The organism is Mesorhizobium sp. LjRoot246 (genome assembly GCF_964254115.1).
Lineage (GTDB): Bacteria > Pseudomonadota > Alphaproteobacteria > Rhizobiales > Rhizobiaceae > Mesorhizobium.
In genome coordinates, this window is sequence record NZ_CAXUSN020000001.1 from 2,687,148 (window position 1) to 2,702,286 (window position 15,139).

General features: G+C 62.3%; 13 protein-coding genes. 5 read left to right on the forward strand and 8 right to left on the reverse strand.

The genetic code is table 11. The annotated features are described in order from the left end of the window. Positions 1–3: 3 nt before the first annotated feature. Genes ACSQ3L_RS12920 through ACSQ3L_RS12950 form a run of 7 tightly spaced genes read right to left on the reverse strand, consistent with a single transcriptional unit; the run spans position 4 to position 6,462 of the window. A complete protein-coding gene (locus ACSQ3L_RS12920; RefSeq protein WP_436160300.1) occupies positions 4–474 on the reverse strand; it encodes a prepilin-type N-terminal cleavage/methylation domain-containing protein in 471 nt (156 codons plus the stop codon). Next, complete coding sequence (locus ACSQ3L_RS12925) at positions 471–1,688, reverse strand: type II secretion system F family protein (protein ID WP_436160301.1); 1,218 nt, start codon at positions 1,686–1,688, stop codon at positions 471–473. Before ACSQ3L_RS12925 ends, ACSQ3L_RS12920 begins: the two co-directional genes overlap by 4 nt. Then, entirely contained in the window at positions 1,688–3,331 is a 1,644-nt protein-coding gene (locus ACSQ3L_RS12930) for a GspE/PulE family protein (RefSeq protein WP_436160302.1), read from the reverse strand. Before ACSQ3L_RS12930 ends, ACSQ3L_RS12925 begins: the two co-directional genes overlap by 1 nt. After that, on the reverse strand, positions 3,328–4,248 hold the full coding sequence (locus ACSQ3L_RS12935; protein ID WP_436160303.1) for a hypothetical protein: 921 nt from the start codon (positions 4,246–4,248) through the stop codon (positions 3,328–3,330). Before ACSQ3L_RS12935 ends, ACSQ3L_RS12930 begins: the two co-directional genes overlap by 4 nt. Next, the gene (locus tag ACSQ3L_RS12940; RefSeq protein ID WP_436160304.1) at positions 4,245–4,814 is read right to left on the reverse strand and encodes a hypothetical protein; all 570 of its coding nucleotides are present in this window, start codon (positions 4,812–4,814) and stop codon (positions 4,245–4,247) included. The genes ACSQ3L_RS12935 and ACSQ3L_RS12940 overlap by 4 nt, the downstream gene beginning before the upstream one ends. Further along, the gene (gene gspM / locus ACSQ3L_RS12945) at positions 4,811–5,410 is read right to left on the reverse strand and encodes a type II secretion system protein GspM (RefSeq protein WP_436160305.1); all 600 of its coding nucleotides are present in this window, start codon (positions 5,408–5,410) and stop codon (positions 4,811–4,813) included. Before gspM ends, ACSQ3L_RS12940 begins: the two co-directional genes overlap by 4 nt. Before the next feature lie 2 nt (positions 5,411–5,412). Next, a complete protein-coding gene (locus ACSQ3L_RS12950) occupies positions 5,413–6,462 on the reverse strand; it encodes a PilN domain-containing protein (protein WP_436160306.1) in 1,050 nt (349 codons plus the stop codon). A 730-nt stretch (positions 6,463–7,192) separates the two neighbouring features. On the opposite strand from ACSQ3L_RS12950, the gene ACSQ3L_RS12955 reads away from it, so the two are divergent. Continuing rightward, positions 7,193–8,092, forward strand: a complete 900-nt coding sequence (locus ACSQ3L_RS12955) for a phosphatase PAP2 family protein (RefSeq protein WP_436160307.1) — start codon at positions 7,193–7,195, stop codon at positions 8,090–8,092. A 268-nt stretch (positions 8,093–8,360) separates the two neighbouring features. Here ACSQ3L_RS12955 and ACSQ3L_RS12960 read toward each other — a convergent pair whose 3' ends face one another. Next, complete coding sequence (locus ACSQ3L_RS12960; protein ID WP_436160308.1) at positions 8,361–9,500, reverse strand: helix-turn-helix domain-containing protein; 1,140 nt, start codon at positions 9,498–9,500, stop codon at positions 8,361–8,363. Between the two features lie 94 nt (positions 9,501–9,594). Between ACSQ3L_RS12960 and ACSQ3L_RS12965 the strand changes: the two genes are divergently transcribed. The 4 genes from ACSQ3L_RS12965 to ACSQ3L_RS12980 all read left to right on the forward strand — a co-directional run bounded on the left by ACSQ3L_RS12965 (position 9,595) and on the right by ACSQ3L_RS12980 (position 15,139). After that, a complete protein-coding gene (locus ACSQ3L_RS12965; protein WP_436160309.1) occupies positions 9,595–11,961 on the forward strand; it encodes a beta-glucosidase family protein in 2,367 nt (788 codons plus the stop codon). Positions 11,962–12,048: 87 nt separating this feature from the next. Further along, a complete protein-coding gene (locus ACSQ3L_RS12970) occupies positions 12,049–13,284 on the forward strand; it encodes an ABC transporter substrate-binding protein (protein ID WP_436160310.1) in 1,236 nt (411 codons plus the stop codon). Positions 13,285–13,382: 98 nt separating this feature from the next. Next, positions 13,383–14,258: a carbohydrate ABC transporter permease gene (locus ACSQ3L_RS12975; RefSeq protein ID WP_436160311.1), complete on the forward strand. Its 876-nt coding sequence runs from the start codon at positions 13,383–13,385 to the stop codon at positions 14,256–14,258. After that, the gene (locus ACSQ3L_RS12980; RefSeq protein ID WP_436160312.1) at positions 14,258–15,139 is read left to right on the forward strand and encodes a carbohydrate ABC transporter permease; all 882 of its coding nucleotides are present in this window, start codon (positions 14,258–14,260) and stop codon (positions 15,137–15,139) included. Before ACSQ3L_RS12975 ends, ACSQ3L_RS12980 begins: the two co-directional genes overlap by 1 nt.

Below are 15,139 nucleotides of genomic sequence, written 5' to 3' on the forward strand. Positions count from 1 at the left end.
CTGTCATGGAAGCGCGCGCCAGGTTGAAAGCCCGGTCAGCCAGTTGACCGCGATGCGTGCGGTCCGCCCTTTTCGCTCGAGGGCGATGTCCATGCCGGATGCGCTGCCATCGGGAAGGAAGGTCAGGACCGTCTGCCGGTCGGCGATGATGGTCTCCTGGCCGGTGGTTACGGTCATCTTGACATCGTCCGGCAAAGTGAGCGTGTCCCGCTCGCCAAAACGGAAGGCGCGGGCGCCGAGATCGACGATGACCTGCCGGGGCTTGGCGGTAGCGATGGCCGATGTGCGCAACAGGCGCAGCCGCATGGTGATCTCGCCGGCCAGCGTCTCCAGGTTCTTGGTTCGATAGTTGCTGACCAGCCCCGGTGCGGCGATGGTCGCGACAAGGGCCATGATCGCCAGCACGACCAGCATCTCGACCAGGGTAAATCCGGCCGTTGCGTTCTCCGGTGCGCTGGCTCTCACGGCTGTCATTGCAGAGCCAGATCGTTGATGCTGAGGATGGTCGTCATCACCGAAATGACCAGGCTGCCAACAAGAAAGCCGAGCGAAATCGTCAGCGCCGGGGTCAGCAGCTTCAGCACCGTGTCGATCCGTCTCGTCAGCGTCAGCTGGAGCATTTTCGCCGCCCGATCCAGCACCACGGGAAGGGCGTTCGCCTCTTCGCCGAGCGAGACCAGCGACATCGTCGCATGATCGAAAATCCCTGCCTTGACGATCGCGCCATGCAGGCGGGCGCCATTGGCTACGGTTTCTTCGATCGCTGCGAAGCTTGCCGCCAGTGAACTCTGCCTGGAGACGTTGGCGGCCAGGCCAAGCGCCTCGGTCATCGCCACGCCATTGCCGAGCAGCAGCGCAAGCGTTTCCAGATAGCGCGCGACGACCGCGTCCTTGACGAGCCGGCCGATGAGCGGGATCTTCAACAGCCAATGCGACAGGCGTTTTCTGGCACCGGTGGACCGGGACAGAAAAAGCCAGGCAAGCAGGCCGAGGACCGCCGCCAGCGGGAAGACGAACGGATAGTCGCGAAACACCGTGCCGAACGCCGACAGCATGGTCATGGTGAACGGCTTGGGGGCGGATGAGCCTTCGAAGATCGGTTCCAATGCGGGCACCAGGACGGTCGCCAGAATGACCAGCGCCCCGCTCATGACCAGCAGCAGGAAAGCAGGATAGGCGAGGGCCTCGATGACTGCAGCACGGCGCTTGGCGGTTGCCTCATACGTGTCCGCCAGCCGCTGGCAGATATAGGCCATCTTGCCGCTGCGCTCGCCGCTGGCGAGCAGGGCGGCGACGTCGGAGGTGATGCCCGGCAGGCCGGCAAATGCCTCGGCGATCGGCCGGCCGCCGGTCGTGAGATCGAGCACCGATTGCAATTGTTGGCGCCGCTGACCGTTGGCCTCGCCCGAAATAACCGCGCCCAAAGCGCGGTCGACGGTGAAGCCGGCGTTTAGGAGCACCGAAAGCTCCGAAAACAGCCGGCTGAGATCGACTTTCCGGGTGAACGTCAGCGCGCTGCGTCCCGGCAGGCGAAGCTGCTGCTTGTCGCCATTCACCGGCGCAAGATGATAGGAACGGCGGCCCTGCTGCGCCAGTTTGCGCGCGGCATCCTGCTTGGTCGACGCATCGAGAACGCCGGCCTCGGTGCTGCCGTCGACCAGATAGGCGCGATAGGCAAAGGCCGGCATCAGCCGTCTCCTGCCAGATCGATGACACGCCGGACTTCGTCCATCGTGGTGACCTGCGACCGGGCAAGGGCGGTTGCGTGGGCCGATAACGGCACGAGGTCGTCCTCGGCGGCAATTTTCCCGATCTCCATTTCGCCGGCGCCCTGGTCGATGAGCTCGGCGATGCGCGGCGACACTTGCAGCATCTCGTAGGTCACCGTGCGCCCGCTATAGCCGGAGCCGTTGCAGGCGCGGCAGGCCGGACCGGTCTGTTCCGCGCCGTGGCAGGTCGGGCAGATACGGCGCAACAGCCGTTGTGCGATGACGCCCCTGATCGTCGCGCCGAGCAGATAGCCGTCGATGCCCATGTCGCGAAGCCGCGTCAGTGCGCCAGCGGCACTGTTGGTGTGGAGCGTCGAAAACACCAGGTGGCCGGTGAGGGCCGCCTGGACCGCGACCTGCGCCGTCTCGCGATCGCGAATTTCTCCGAGCAGGATGATGTCGGGGTCCTGCCGCAGGATCGAACGCAGTGCGGCGGCAAAGTCGAGGTCGATCGCCGGATTGACCTGCAACTGGGTGATCCCCGCCATCCGGTACTCGACCGGGTCCTCGACGGTGAAGATCTTGACGTCCGGCCGCGAGCGCTCGGCGAGGATGGAATAAAGCGTCGTCGTCTTGCCGCTGCCGGTCGGTCCGGTGATCAGCACGATGCCGTTGGCGGCTTGCGACATGGAGCGAATCTTGGCTTGCGCGGCGTCGTCGAAACCCAGTTTGCCCAACTTCAATTCGACGCCGGCGCGGTCGAGAATCCGAAGCACGATGGCTTCGCCGTGGATCGACGGAATGACCGAGACGCGCAAGTCGACGTCGCGCCCACGCACGGCAATGCGCATGCGCCCATCCTGCGGCAGGCGCCGTTCGGCAATATTGAGCCGCGACAGGATCTTGATGCGGGTGGAGATGCCCGACAGCATCGCAATCGAGGCGGTGTCGACGGTGGACAGCATGCCGTCATGCCTGAAGCGGATGCGGACGTGATCCTCGAGCGGTTCGATGTGAATGTCGGTGGCTCTTGCATCGACCGCCTTGTGGATGGTTTCGGCGACGAAGCGGACGATCGGCGCCTCGCGGGCAAAATCCTTCAACCGTTCGAGGTCGTCGGGGCCAAAATCCAGGATCTCGCCACTGCCGCCGCCGTTTGAAACGGCCGCCAGGGCCGATTGCTCGATGCGATCGATGCATTCGGTGATCGTGCGCCTCGGCAAGATGCGCAGCGCCAGGGACCGCTCATAATGAAAGGCGAGCGCGTCGATGGTTGCCGAGGAGAACGGATCGGCCACGGCGACCACCAACCGCTCGGCATCCATCTGCAGCGGCAGGATCGCGTTTTCCCTCAGATAGGCGAGTGGCACGCCTGCCAGCATTTCGGGGCCGACCTGTTCGGGGATTTCGACCGGCGTCGGTGCCTGGAGGTATCGGCTGAGGCTGTTGGCAAGGTCCTGCTCGCCGATCAGCCCGAGTTCTGTCATCACGGTATCGAACGGATGTCCTGACGTTCGCGCTGCCCCCAAGGCGCGTTGGGCCGCGTGCGCGGTCAGCACTTTCTCGCCCTCGAGAAAGGCTAGAAACGCCTCTATCCCCTGGGGCTGGACGGAAGCGTTCATGAGCTCCATCCCTGCAGGAGCCGTGCGGCTTCCACGCCGAAAAGCACCTCGCAGCCGGCACCGCCGGCGACTGCCGGCAATTCGCCCGCTTCACGGGCGGGGCTTCGCGAGACGCGCCAGAACGCCGTCTCGCTGACCGGAGATTTCTCGACGATGAACCCGGCTTCGCCGGTGATGCCGGATCCGTCGCGTCTGACGACCACGTCGACCGTGTAGGCGGATGCCTCGGCCGCCTGAACGATCGCGGCGCTGGAACCGGTGGCAAGCGCAGCGCGAAGACGGCTCGGCGCACGATCGGCGCTGATCGTGCCGCGCTTCGAGTTGACCGTGAAGGCAGCATGGAGGGCCTGCAGGGGCACTGACGCAAGTGCCGCGAACTCCTGCAGTTCGGACACCGATTCGAACGGCGCCTGCTTGTCTTGTGGCGGCCCGACGGCGCTTCTGGGCCGGGGCTGGCCGGCGAACAGTTTGGCATTGTCTCGAAACCGGATCGCGGCCTCGGCCAGAGCTTGCGACGCCTGCTGCCCGAAGCCGAGCGATGCGAAACCAAGCGCCAGCAAACGGTCGTCGGCGGCATTGAGATCGACCAGTCCGCCGTGATCCTGGACGCGCACATCGAAGCTGAACGCACCCGACCGGCACACCGCTGGCGCGGAATCCAGCGGAAATGTCTTCGTCCCCGAGCCGCCGGTCAATTCGGTTGCAACCACATTGCCGAGGCCTTCGGCAAGCAGAGACAGGCGCTCCTGTTCGACTTCGTTGTTGGCGATCATCAGCCGCGTTTTCGCCGTCACGGCAAAGGGCACGACGATCGCGGAGACGATCAGCATGAACACCAGCACGGCGACCAGCGAAAAGCCGGCGCCGGCGCTTTCGCCGCCTTCGCTGGCAATGTCGTGAGAGGCGCGGCCGCTCATAATTCCGGGACCGGCGGTGGCGGAGGGGGCGGTGGTGGTGGCGGGAGGTTCTTCCATGGCGGATAAAGCAGGATGCGCGCCACCTTGCCGTCCCGCTCGAGCACAGCCTGATCCTTGTCGATCGCCGACACCGTCCAGCCGTCGATGGTCTCGCCATTGCCGTACCAGACGGCCGCGTCGCTGCCCGCGACGCGCAACAGGGCCTTTGCCGCTCCGCCGTTTCTGCTGATGCCCAGCAGCGATGGCGCAACGGCCGATGCGGCTTCGGGCGGCGGCGCCGCTGGCTGCTCGGCCGGTGCGATGGCAACCTCCACCGGTTGTGGCGGCGCCAGCGGCGGCACGATTTTCCGGCGGGTCGGCGTAAACAGCGGACGCTGGAACGTCTCGCTGAAATCGCCGGCCTCGGGAAACTGCAGCGACCCTTCCGTCGATGCCAATCCGCCGTCATGGCCTTTCCCGGAGGCGATGGGCGTGATGTCGACAGGTGTGTTGTAGAGTGCGACATTGACCAGGGCGAGCCCCGCGATCATGGCCGCAATCGCCAGGCCGGTGACTTTCCGGGTCATGGCTTGACCCCGCTGGCGGCTGGCCTGCTCTGCGTTTGCAGCGGACCGTAAAACAGGATATCGGCAAAGATCTCAGGGTCGCCGGTCCGTCCGGCAGCCGGTCCGACATCGGTCGTGCGCACCGTGGCCTCGCGAATAAACAGCACCGGCAGCGATGTTTCGATGGCGAGGACAGCGTTGTGAATGCCCTCCAGCGGTCCCGAAAGGTTGGCCCGTAGCCCGATGAAATCCACGCCGCCTTCACTGAGCACGGGTGCATTGCCGGCCGACAGCACGTTCACGCCATTGGCGACTGCGATTGCGTTCAGCCGCTTTTGCAGCCCGCCGCGAATGATGGCTTCGCTCTCGCCGGTGAGAAATTCGGGATTTGCCGCGGCTACGGGACTGGCGGTGCTGTCGAGGCGCTTGGCCAGTGCCGCCACGCTCTGCAACTGGCCGAGAAGCTCTCGCTTTTCCTCGATCCCGGCTTGCGCCGAGGCGACACTGTCGAGTGCCGCGAACACCACCCAGGCAAGGACACAGGCGGTCACCGCTGCAAGGGTCAGCGCTATGATGCGGCGGACCAGCGGCCTGATGTTGAGGACGGCGGAGAGCATTGTCAGAGCGCTCCGATCTTGGCCGAAATGGTGAAGTGTTCGCCCTCCTGACCGGGAACCTTGACCACCGGTGCCGCGAATTCGGGTGCCGAAAACAGCGGCGAGGCATCGAGCGGCTGGATCAGTTCGGCGGCCGAGGCGGAAAACCCTGTGATGGTCAGGTCGTCGCCCTTGGCAGAAAGATCGGTCAGCCATGTCGTGTCGGGAAGCAGGTGCGTCAGCTCGGCCCAGACGCGGACCAGCGACGCCGTCGTCTTCTTTTCCTGGCGGATCTTTTCGACCTGCTCGATGCCGGCTTGGCGCTTCTGCAGCGAGCTGCGTGCCGCCTTGGCCAGCACCTGCGCATCGGCGATCCGCGCGTCCAGTTCGGCGCCCGCCTGCCAGCTGCGCCAGTGCGCATGCGCGAAGGTGACCAGCACGACCCCGGCCAGCATCGAACAGGCCGCGATCCAAGTGGTTCTGCCGCGCCGGTCGCGCGCCGTCGGCGGCCAGATGGCGGCGAGGCTGAGCGGATCGGCCCTCAGCGTGCTCTCGGCTTTCGACAGCGAAAGGCAGCGGACCGACCCTCCGGCCCGGCGCACCGCTTCCAGCACCGCGGCAAGCGTCTTCATCTTAACGACGTGGTAGAAGCAGTCCTGCCCGGCGTGCCTGGCGAAGACGATATGAACCTGCGCCGGATCGATCGGCGTCGAGGCCAGAAGGTCGAGTTCGGCCATGTCGCGTGCCTGCCGAAGTGGCAGCCGCCGCGCCGCCAGTTGCCGGGTCAGGAACAACCCGGGCTCCATTCGGATATCGAAGGTCGGCCGCTTGCGCCGAGGCCCGCTCTGGAGGAGCGCCAGAACCTCGTCCGAAGAGGCGATGAGTGCCAAAGGGATCGACTGGAACTCCGGCGCATTGGCCTCGCGGGCGCGGATGCCGTCATCCGCCAAGCTGACGATCCAGTCGCTTGTGGAGGATTGCTTCTGCTTGCGAACAATCCGCATCCAGATCCCTCGCAGCTCATCGAGCCACCAGTCGAGGAAATCCAGAACCTGCGCGTTGAGTGTCGCCACAACCAGCTGCCCGCCACCCCGGCTGATTCTCGGCCGAGGCTTTCAAAGTGAGATTACTACAAATGCTGTCGTGATGCGGATATTAGCGAAGGCGCGGGAGGCTGATTAGTCACAGCTTTTGTTGAAACCGAAGAACGACATGAAACGGCAGACGTCATCCCGACATTGGCTTTGAGCATGTGCCGGGATTGACCGCTTGACCTGCCATGCTCGTACAGGCGGTGAACAGAAAATAGTGCACTGGACTGCACCCCGTAGGTGAGACACGGTAATTCGTAATTCGGGAGATCTGAAGCTGAGATGTCCTTCGCGCTTCAAGGGCGATTGGTTGAATGCCGCCTTTGCGTCAGACCTCTGCGAGGTGATCGAATGCGACGGCCTGCCCTATGGGTGCACGGACATATCCATGACAGCTGCGACTATCGGTCGGCAGCACCAGCGTGGTGCGCAATCCCTACGGCTACGACGGCGGGAACATTGCATTTGATCCAGCCGGCGCTGGTCGTCATGCCCCGTTTCGCTGCTGGTCTCGGCGGCGTGCCTGGGAAATGCGCATCGCGATCGATCCAAAGTAACTTATCAGTAATATCGGCTCAGTATCGATAGAGTGCTTTCGGAAATAAATCATATTAGACAATGGTAAATTGCCGTGGTCTTAGTTACAGAAGTTTCGCATTACAGCCCTTCCGCAAAATGGTCGGTGAGACTGGCATTCTGTGTAGGCGTCTATGTGCTCGCCGCATTCTTCCTGGACCCGCGATCTTTCGTGGCTCTAAGTCGGATTTACGGCGAAAATTTCATCGCCGCCGTTCCGATACTGTTGGTTGGCGGCGTTGGCACCGCGGCTCTCATTTTCGGCCGTCAGGCACCGACGCGATACGCCGTTGAGCTGCTTCGAACGCGCTGGCGGAGTTGCGTGCCGGTGCTCCTTTTCTTCCTCGTCGGCATGACTGCGTTTTCCACCCACAAGAGCATGATCCCGAGAATCGTCCCGTTCTATGCCGACCCATGGCTTGCGGATCTGGACGGGTGGATACATGGAGCGGCGCCGTGGGAATTGGCGCATCGCCTCGATCGCGACTTATGGGCGTTCTTTGTTTTCAAATGTTACGATGTGCTTTGGTTTGCGCAATGGTTTGGAATGATTCTTTTCGTTGCTATGTGGTCGGATCGGATAGCGCGCATTCGCTATCTCTGGGCGGTGGCATTGACCATCTCCATCGTTGGTACCTTCCTCGCCCTCCTGCTGTCGTCCGTTGGTCCGATCTACTATGATCACTTCGTCGGCGGCGACCGCTTCGGTGATCTCAGGGTCGCCATGTCCGGTTTGGAGTCCAGCGTCATCGTCCGAGAATACGCTGAGTATCTTTTGACCCTGCACACGACAGGAAATGCAGGCTTGGGAGGCGGCATCTCGGCCATGCCCAGCCTGCATGTGGCTCTTGCCACGCTGAACGCCTACTTCCTTTCCTCGCTCAACCGCTGGCTTGGCGTTCTCGGTTGGATCTTCGCTGCCTTGATCATGTATGGGTCGGTTTACACAGGATGGCACTACGCGGTGGACGGCTATGTCTCGATCATAGTGGTATCGGTGATCTGGTGGGGAACCGGGCGCCTGGTACGCGAATAGCGTCCGACGGCCCGCGCCACGCCAACGCGAAACCTGTCGAGTACTCGGTATTTGTCCATGTCTTCTTCTGAAATCGCGCAAGATCTTTCGCAAGCAAGATGATTTCGGGCATGGCTCGCTTATGCGAGGTGCCGCAATGCCGCACTTCACGCAGTCATCTTTGCTTTCTAACCTTTCTGGCGAAACTCAGACTCTGACGAATGTCAAATACGTCACGGCTATCGCTTTTGATGACACGATTCTCGGAATGCCGTCGAGCCTGACAGGTTCAGTTCAAGCTTGCGCTATGTGGCGCACGCAGCGCAATTTGTTTGCGTCCCGTTGCATTGATGCCGACCGCGATTTCGGCGGCCTTGCCGAGATCGGCTGCATAGTGGAGGAGGATTCTTTGCGCCTCCACGGTATCCTCTTGCGTGAGTGCGCTTTGTACTCCCGGCAGGTGGCGCGCGCGGCGAAACTCCGCGGGGCTACGCCCGAAACGGCCCCTGAACTTGTTGTAGAACACGGCAGGATTGCCGAAGCCGTTTCGTTCCATGATGACGCCAACGGTATGATCTGTCCGGTGAAGTTCGTCTGCCGCGGTGTCGAGGCGCAGGTTTTGACAATAGTCGCGGTAACCGATCCCCAAATGGCGCTTGAACAGGCGGGACAAGTGGCTCAGCGTCAGCCCCTCGGCCGCGGCAATCGCGCTCAGCCGCTGATTGTCCAGCTGTCCTTCGACCGCGCCCATGATCCTCAGGATGCGGTTTCGACTGTCGGAGCGCAGCGGCATTGTGTCGCCATCCGCTTTCTGATGCGGAATCTGTCGATAGATGAAACAGGCAAGAAGATTGGCGACAGTCTGCCGGACGATAACCTCCTCCGGGCGGCTGGTCTGATCGAGGATCAGCCGGGCCATGAAAGCCTTTATCGGAGCGATCCTGTTCATGAACGGACGGCCGTGGAGGAAGGAGCGGCATAGGTACTGCCGTGATGCAAAACCGGGCAGGCCCATGCGCTCGAAATAGCCGGCGTCGAGATGAGCGCCGCAGATCAGCGCATCGCGCGAAATCGACGTCGAATTGTGCGGGACGTCGCTGTTTATGATGATCACATCATCCTGCTTCATCTCGCAGGCCTGTTCGTCAACGATGAGGCGGAAGCTGCCTCGCAGCACGAAAAGTATCTCCATTTCACGATGCCAGTGGTAGGGGACATTGGCGCGGCCATGCATGAAGGCACGGCAGTGAAAATCCTCCGCCGGCGCGTGATCCTCGAATCTGCCGTCGCGGATTTGCAGTTCGGCGTCGGTTTTGAGATAAGCGATATTCATGACGGTCCCCAGGGCAGCCGGCTTAATAGATATCAAAAACTGTCGTAGTTCCAGCGCAAGTTCCACGGCTAGAAGAGAGCCGCGGCAGCGTGTCATCAATAGGCCGTCTCCTGGCACAGCGGCGACGCCGCAATGATGAGGCGAGCATCCAGGAACGACCAGCGCGTCCGCAACAGCATATGGAATGACGATGACCTGGAATATTTCTGACAAGGAACTGACCGGTCTGCTGGCGCAAATGAGCGTCGAGGAGAAGGTCGCGATGGTTAGCGGCCACGGCCTCTGGCGCACGGTCGCCAACTACCGTCTCAACATTCCCGAACTGCTGATGACCGACGGCACTTACGGTGTTCGCTATTCGATCGACCAGATCGACGGGGCGCATGACGCGGACAACCAGCTCGCCTCGTTCCTGAGCGTCGTCAACACCGATCTCTCGACAGGGGTCGACAGCGCCTTCGGCTCCACCCGTCCGGCAACCTGCTTTCCGAATGGCTCATCCCTGGCCTGCTCGTGGGACCTCGGCCTCGCCTATGAACTCGGCGAAGCGCTCGCCGCCGAATGCCAGGCGTTCGGCGTCAACATATTGCTCGGCCCGGGCGTCAATATCCGTCGTACGCCGCTGGCGGGCCGAAGCTATGAATATTACGCCGAGGATCCTCTGCTGACGGGTGATATAGCGGCCGCCGTCATCAACGGCCTTCAGCACAATGGGGTGGGGGCGTCGCTCAAGCATTTCGCGTGCAACAATTCCGAGGTCCAGCGCACGACGATGAGCTCGGTCGTCGAGGAACGCGCCCTGCGCGAGATCTATCTCGCCGGTTTCGAAAGGGCGATCCGCAAGAGCAGCCCCTGGACTGTCATGAGCTCCTACAACCGGCTCAACGATGTGCAGACCGCCGAAAATCACTGGCTGCTGACCGAGGTGCTGCGCGACGAGTGGGGGTATGAAGGTGTCGTCGTGTCCGACTGGCACGGCATCAAGGACCGGCCGGCTTCGATGAATGCGGGCAATGACCTCGATATGCCTGAAAGCGGCGCCCGCAAGCAGGAACTTCTGGCGGCGATCGAAGGCGGCCAGGTGTCGATGGAGACGCTTGACGGCTCGTGCAAGCGCATCCTGAAGCTTGTGCGTCTGGCCCGCAACAATGCGAAGCCGAATGCCGAGGCAGACTTCCCAAGGCACCATGCCTTGTCCCGGCGCATGGCGGCCGAGTCGATCGTGCTCCTGAAGAACGAGAATGCTGCCCTTCCCCTGATGTCTGCGAAGCTCAAAAAGATCGCGGTCGTCGGAGCGGCAGCCGTGGAGCCGGTCATCCAGGGTTCCGGTTGTGCCACGACGCGGCCAACCGAGGTCGATATCCCGCTGGAAGAGATCCGCAAACGTGCGCCCGGTGTGGACATCGACTATCATGCCGTCGCGGATTTCGAGGCCGGAGCCGGATCAGAGGCGGCGGCGCTTGCAGCGGTCGATGCCGCCGACATTGTGCTGTTCTTCGCCAACACCGAAGTTGGCTATGACGGCGAGGGTTCCGACCGCAGGCATCTCAATCTGCATGACGGCCAGGACGCCCTGATCGAGCGGCTGTCCGCGCGCAACAGCAAAATCGTGGTCGTTCTGGCGACGCCGGACGCCGTGGTCATGCCCTGGGTCCGCGATGTCGCGGCCGTGGTTGCGGCTTTCTTCGGCGGGCAAGGTGCCGGCAGCGCCATCGCCGATATTCTGTTCGGCAGCCAGACTCCGTGCGGCAAGCTGACCGTGACATTCCCCGTCCAAGTCGAGGACATACCGGGCTGTCTCACCTATCCCGGCGAGGGCGACCGCCACGTCTATTCGGAGGGCATCCATGTCGGCTATCGCTTCTACGACAAGCGCAAGCTTGCGCCGCTGTTTCCGTTCGGTTTCGGGCTGAGCTACACCAGCTTTGCTTATTCCAACCTGTCGGTCGATGCCGATCGGATCGAAGCGTCGAGCACGATCACGCTGGCGTTCGATATCACCAACACCGGCAGCGTCGCCGGCAAGGAAATCGCGCAGGTCTATGCGCGTCCGCACAACCCTCGCCTGATCCGCCCGATCCGAGAGCTCAAGGGCTTCGCCAAGGTCTCTCTCGAACCGGGTGAAACCAGGCGCGTCGAGATCAAGATCGAGAGCCGCGATTTGCGCTACTACGACCCGCAGCATCGCCAATGGCTGCTCGATGCGGGCAGCCTGACCTTCGAGGTCGGCGCGTCCTCTCGCGACATCCGTCTGGAGCGGACGGTCGAGGTTGAAGCCGCGGCACTGGCCTCCACCCTCCTCAATGTCGAAAGCCAGCCCTTCCTGGTCTTCGAACACGAATTCGCCCGCCAGCGCTTCCGCGCGTTTCTCAAGCAGCGGCTCGATCTCAGCGATCAGGAAGCCGACAAGATGCTCGAATACTGCGCCGGCTCGTTCCTCGGAATCCACAAGACCGTCGCCTGGGTCGCGGGGGAGACAATCTCCAAGGCCGAAATGGCCGCATTCCTCGACAGCCTTAATAAGGAGATGGGGATGACGCTCACCAAGGCTGCATAGACATTTGGGCGCCGCCTCGCGCGGTGCCGGACCGAGCGTCTCGGGAACAGAGACCGTGCAATCAATGCCAACCAAAGGGGAACTGCCATGAAATTTCGCCACCTATTGTCCACGATGAGCATCCTGGGCACGTTCGCTGCCTCTAGTCCGGTGCTCGCCCAGACCGTCGACGTTCAGCACTACTGGACGAGTTCGAGTGAATCCAAGGCAATGAACACGATCGCCGACAGCTTCAAGGAGCGCGGCGGAAAATGGATCGACAGCCCGTCGGCCGATTTCGACGCGGCGCTTGCGGCGGCAACCAGCCGGATTGCCGGCGGCAAGCCGCCGTCGGCGATCCTGATGACGCCGAGCTCGGCATTGCGCGACCTTGCCGCCTCCGGCCAGCTTCGCAATTTCGACGATCTCGCCGCCAAGGGCGGCTGGCAAAAGGTGATGGCGCCGATTGTGTGGGACAAGCTCAACGTCGATGGCCACCTCGTCGCCCTGCCCGTCGGGGTGCATGCGCAGAACTGGGTCTGGTATTCCAAGCCCGTTCTGGAGAAACTCAAGATCAGCGAACCTAAGACCTTCGACGAGCTTTTCGCGGCCGCCGACAAGATCAAGGCGTCGGGCGGCATTGGCATCGCCACCGGCGGCGAACCCTGGCAGCAAGTCGGCATACTCTACAGCGCGATCCTCGCTCTCGGCGGTCCCGAATACTGGAATGAGCTGATCGTCAAGCGATCGCCCGATGCGCTCAAGTCGCCGGTCCTGACCAAGGCTTTCGATATCTTCCGCAAGGCATCGACCTATGCGGATCCGGCGAGCCCCGGCCGCTCGTGGAACGACACGACGAACCTCGTCGTCACCGACAAGGCCGGTTTCCAGTTCATGGGCGACTGGGCGCGGGGCGAGTTCCTCGCCGCGGGCAAGGTCGCCGGCAAGGATTTCGGCTGCTTGCTGACGCCGGCGGAAAAGCCAGGCTACGCGATCCTGATCGATATCTTTGCATTCCCGGTGAACACCGATGACGATCGGATCAAGGGTCAGACGCTGCTGGCGGACTCGATCATGGAGCCTGCCGTCCAGGAAAAGATCGCCGAGGTCAAAGGCTCCGTCCCGTCACGCACGGACGTGGATACGTCCAAGCTCGACACCTGCGCGCAAATCGGATCCAAAACGCTTGCCACGCCGGGCGCCGCGGTCCAGGCCGCCTATGACGCGCTCGCAGGCGATCTCAACGGCCAGGTGACGGATCTGGCCGGGCAGTTCTGGACCGACAAATCCATGACCACGGAAGCGGCGGTCGAGAGCTTCGGCAAAATCCTGCAGAGCGAATAAGGATCGCGCAACCGGCCGGCGGCAACGCTGGCCGGTTGCCAACCCTTGCGTTCGCGGATCGCCCGGCGTGACGCATCTATGATCCGGAAAGCGGTTTCATGAGAACCTGGTTGCATCGGCAGACTTTTAGACCGGACATTACGGTCGTCGTCTTCTTCGGCGTCGTCGCGGTGTTTTTCTATGGGTCGATCTTGTGGACCGGCTACATGTCGCTGACGCGGTCGACGCTGATACCCAATTACAATTTCACGGGCTTCGACCAGTATATCAAGCTCTTCACCAACCAGCGCTGGTTGGTGTCTTGCCTGAACATGGTGATTTTCGGCGTGCTCTATATCGTCGGCACGCTGGCCTTCGGCACGCTGCTTGCCGTTTTCGCCGACCGCCGCATCCGGGCCGAGTCGCTGTTTCGAACCATATTCCTCTATCCGCTCGCCGTATCGCTGATCGTCACCGGCCTGTCCTGGCGCTGGGTGCTCGATCCTGTGAACGGCTTGCAGGGGCTGGTGCGCGGCATGGGTTGGGAGAATTTCACCTTCGACTGGCTCACCGATCCAGACCGGGCGATCTACACGCTGGTCATTGCTGGCATCTGGCATTCGGCGGGGCTGATCATGGTCATCATTCTCGCCGGCTTGCGCGGTGTGGACGACGATCTCTGGAAGGCGATCCGCATGGAGGGCATTCCCCTCTGGCGCGCCTATCTGCAAGTCATCTTCCCCGGGATGCGGCCCGTCGTGACGTCCTGCGTCGTGCTTTTGATGTCGGACGTTATACGCGGCTACGACCTTGTCATCGCCATGACCAAGGGAGGGCCTGGCATCGCCACGGAAATGCCGGCGAAGTTCGCCGTCGACTATTACTTCGCGCGGGTCAATCTGGGCCTCGCTTCCGCCGCCTCGATCTCGATGCTAGTCCTGTCGCTGTTGTTGCTGGCGCCCTATTTCTACAGTGAGTTCAGGAGGCGCATGTGATGCAAAGCTCTCCTGGCCAACGGTCCGTGTTCGGACCGCGCGCGGCGCGCTTCGGCCTCTACGCGTTCCTGTTCGTATCGGCCGCCTTCTTCCTGCTGCCGTTGCTCCTGGTGATCAGCAACTCGCTGAAGCCGATGGAGGAAATCCGCCAGGGCAATCTTCTCGCGTTCCCCGTCAAGCCGACTTTCGATGCCTGGGTGACGGCGTGGAAAAGCGCCTGCACCGGGCTCGACTGCGGCGGGGTGCGCCCAGGCCTGTGGAACTCGATCAAGATCACCGTTCCGGCCGTCGTGATCTCGACGCTGGCGGGGGCGCTCAACGGCTACGCACTGGCTCAGTGGAAGTCGCGCCATGCCAATCTGATCATGCTCCTCGTCATGGTCGGCCTGTTCATCCCCTATCAGGCGATGCTCTATCCGACGGTGAAGATCCTGAGCAGCCTTAGTCTGTTCCGCACCTATTGCGGTATCATCCTCGTCCATGTCGTCTACGGCTTGCCTTATACGACGCTGCTGTTCCGCAACTTCTACGTCGGCGTGCCGGAGGAGATCAGCCGGGCCGCGCGCATGGAAGGCGCCAGCTTTCTCAGAACGTTCCGATCCGTCATTCTACCGCTGTCGACCAACATCCTAGTCGTGGTGGCGATCCTGCAATTCACCGGCATATGGAACGATTATCTGCTGGGGCTGATCTTTGCCGGCAACGACAATCTGCCGATGACGGTCCAGCTCACCAACATCGTCAACAATGCCCGGGGTTCGGCGTCGCCCAACGTCAATATGGCGGCCGCAATCATCACCGCCATTCCGACGCTCATCGTCTATTTCCTCTCCGGCCGCTATTTCGTGCGCGGCATCGCCGCCGGCGCTGTGAAGGGTTAG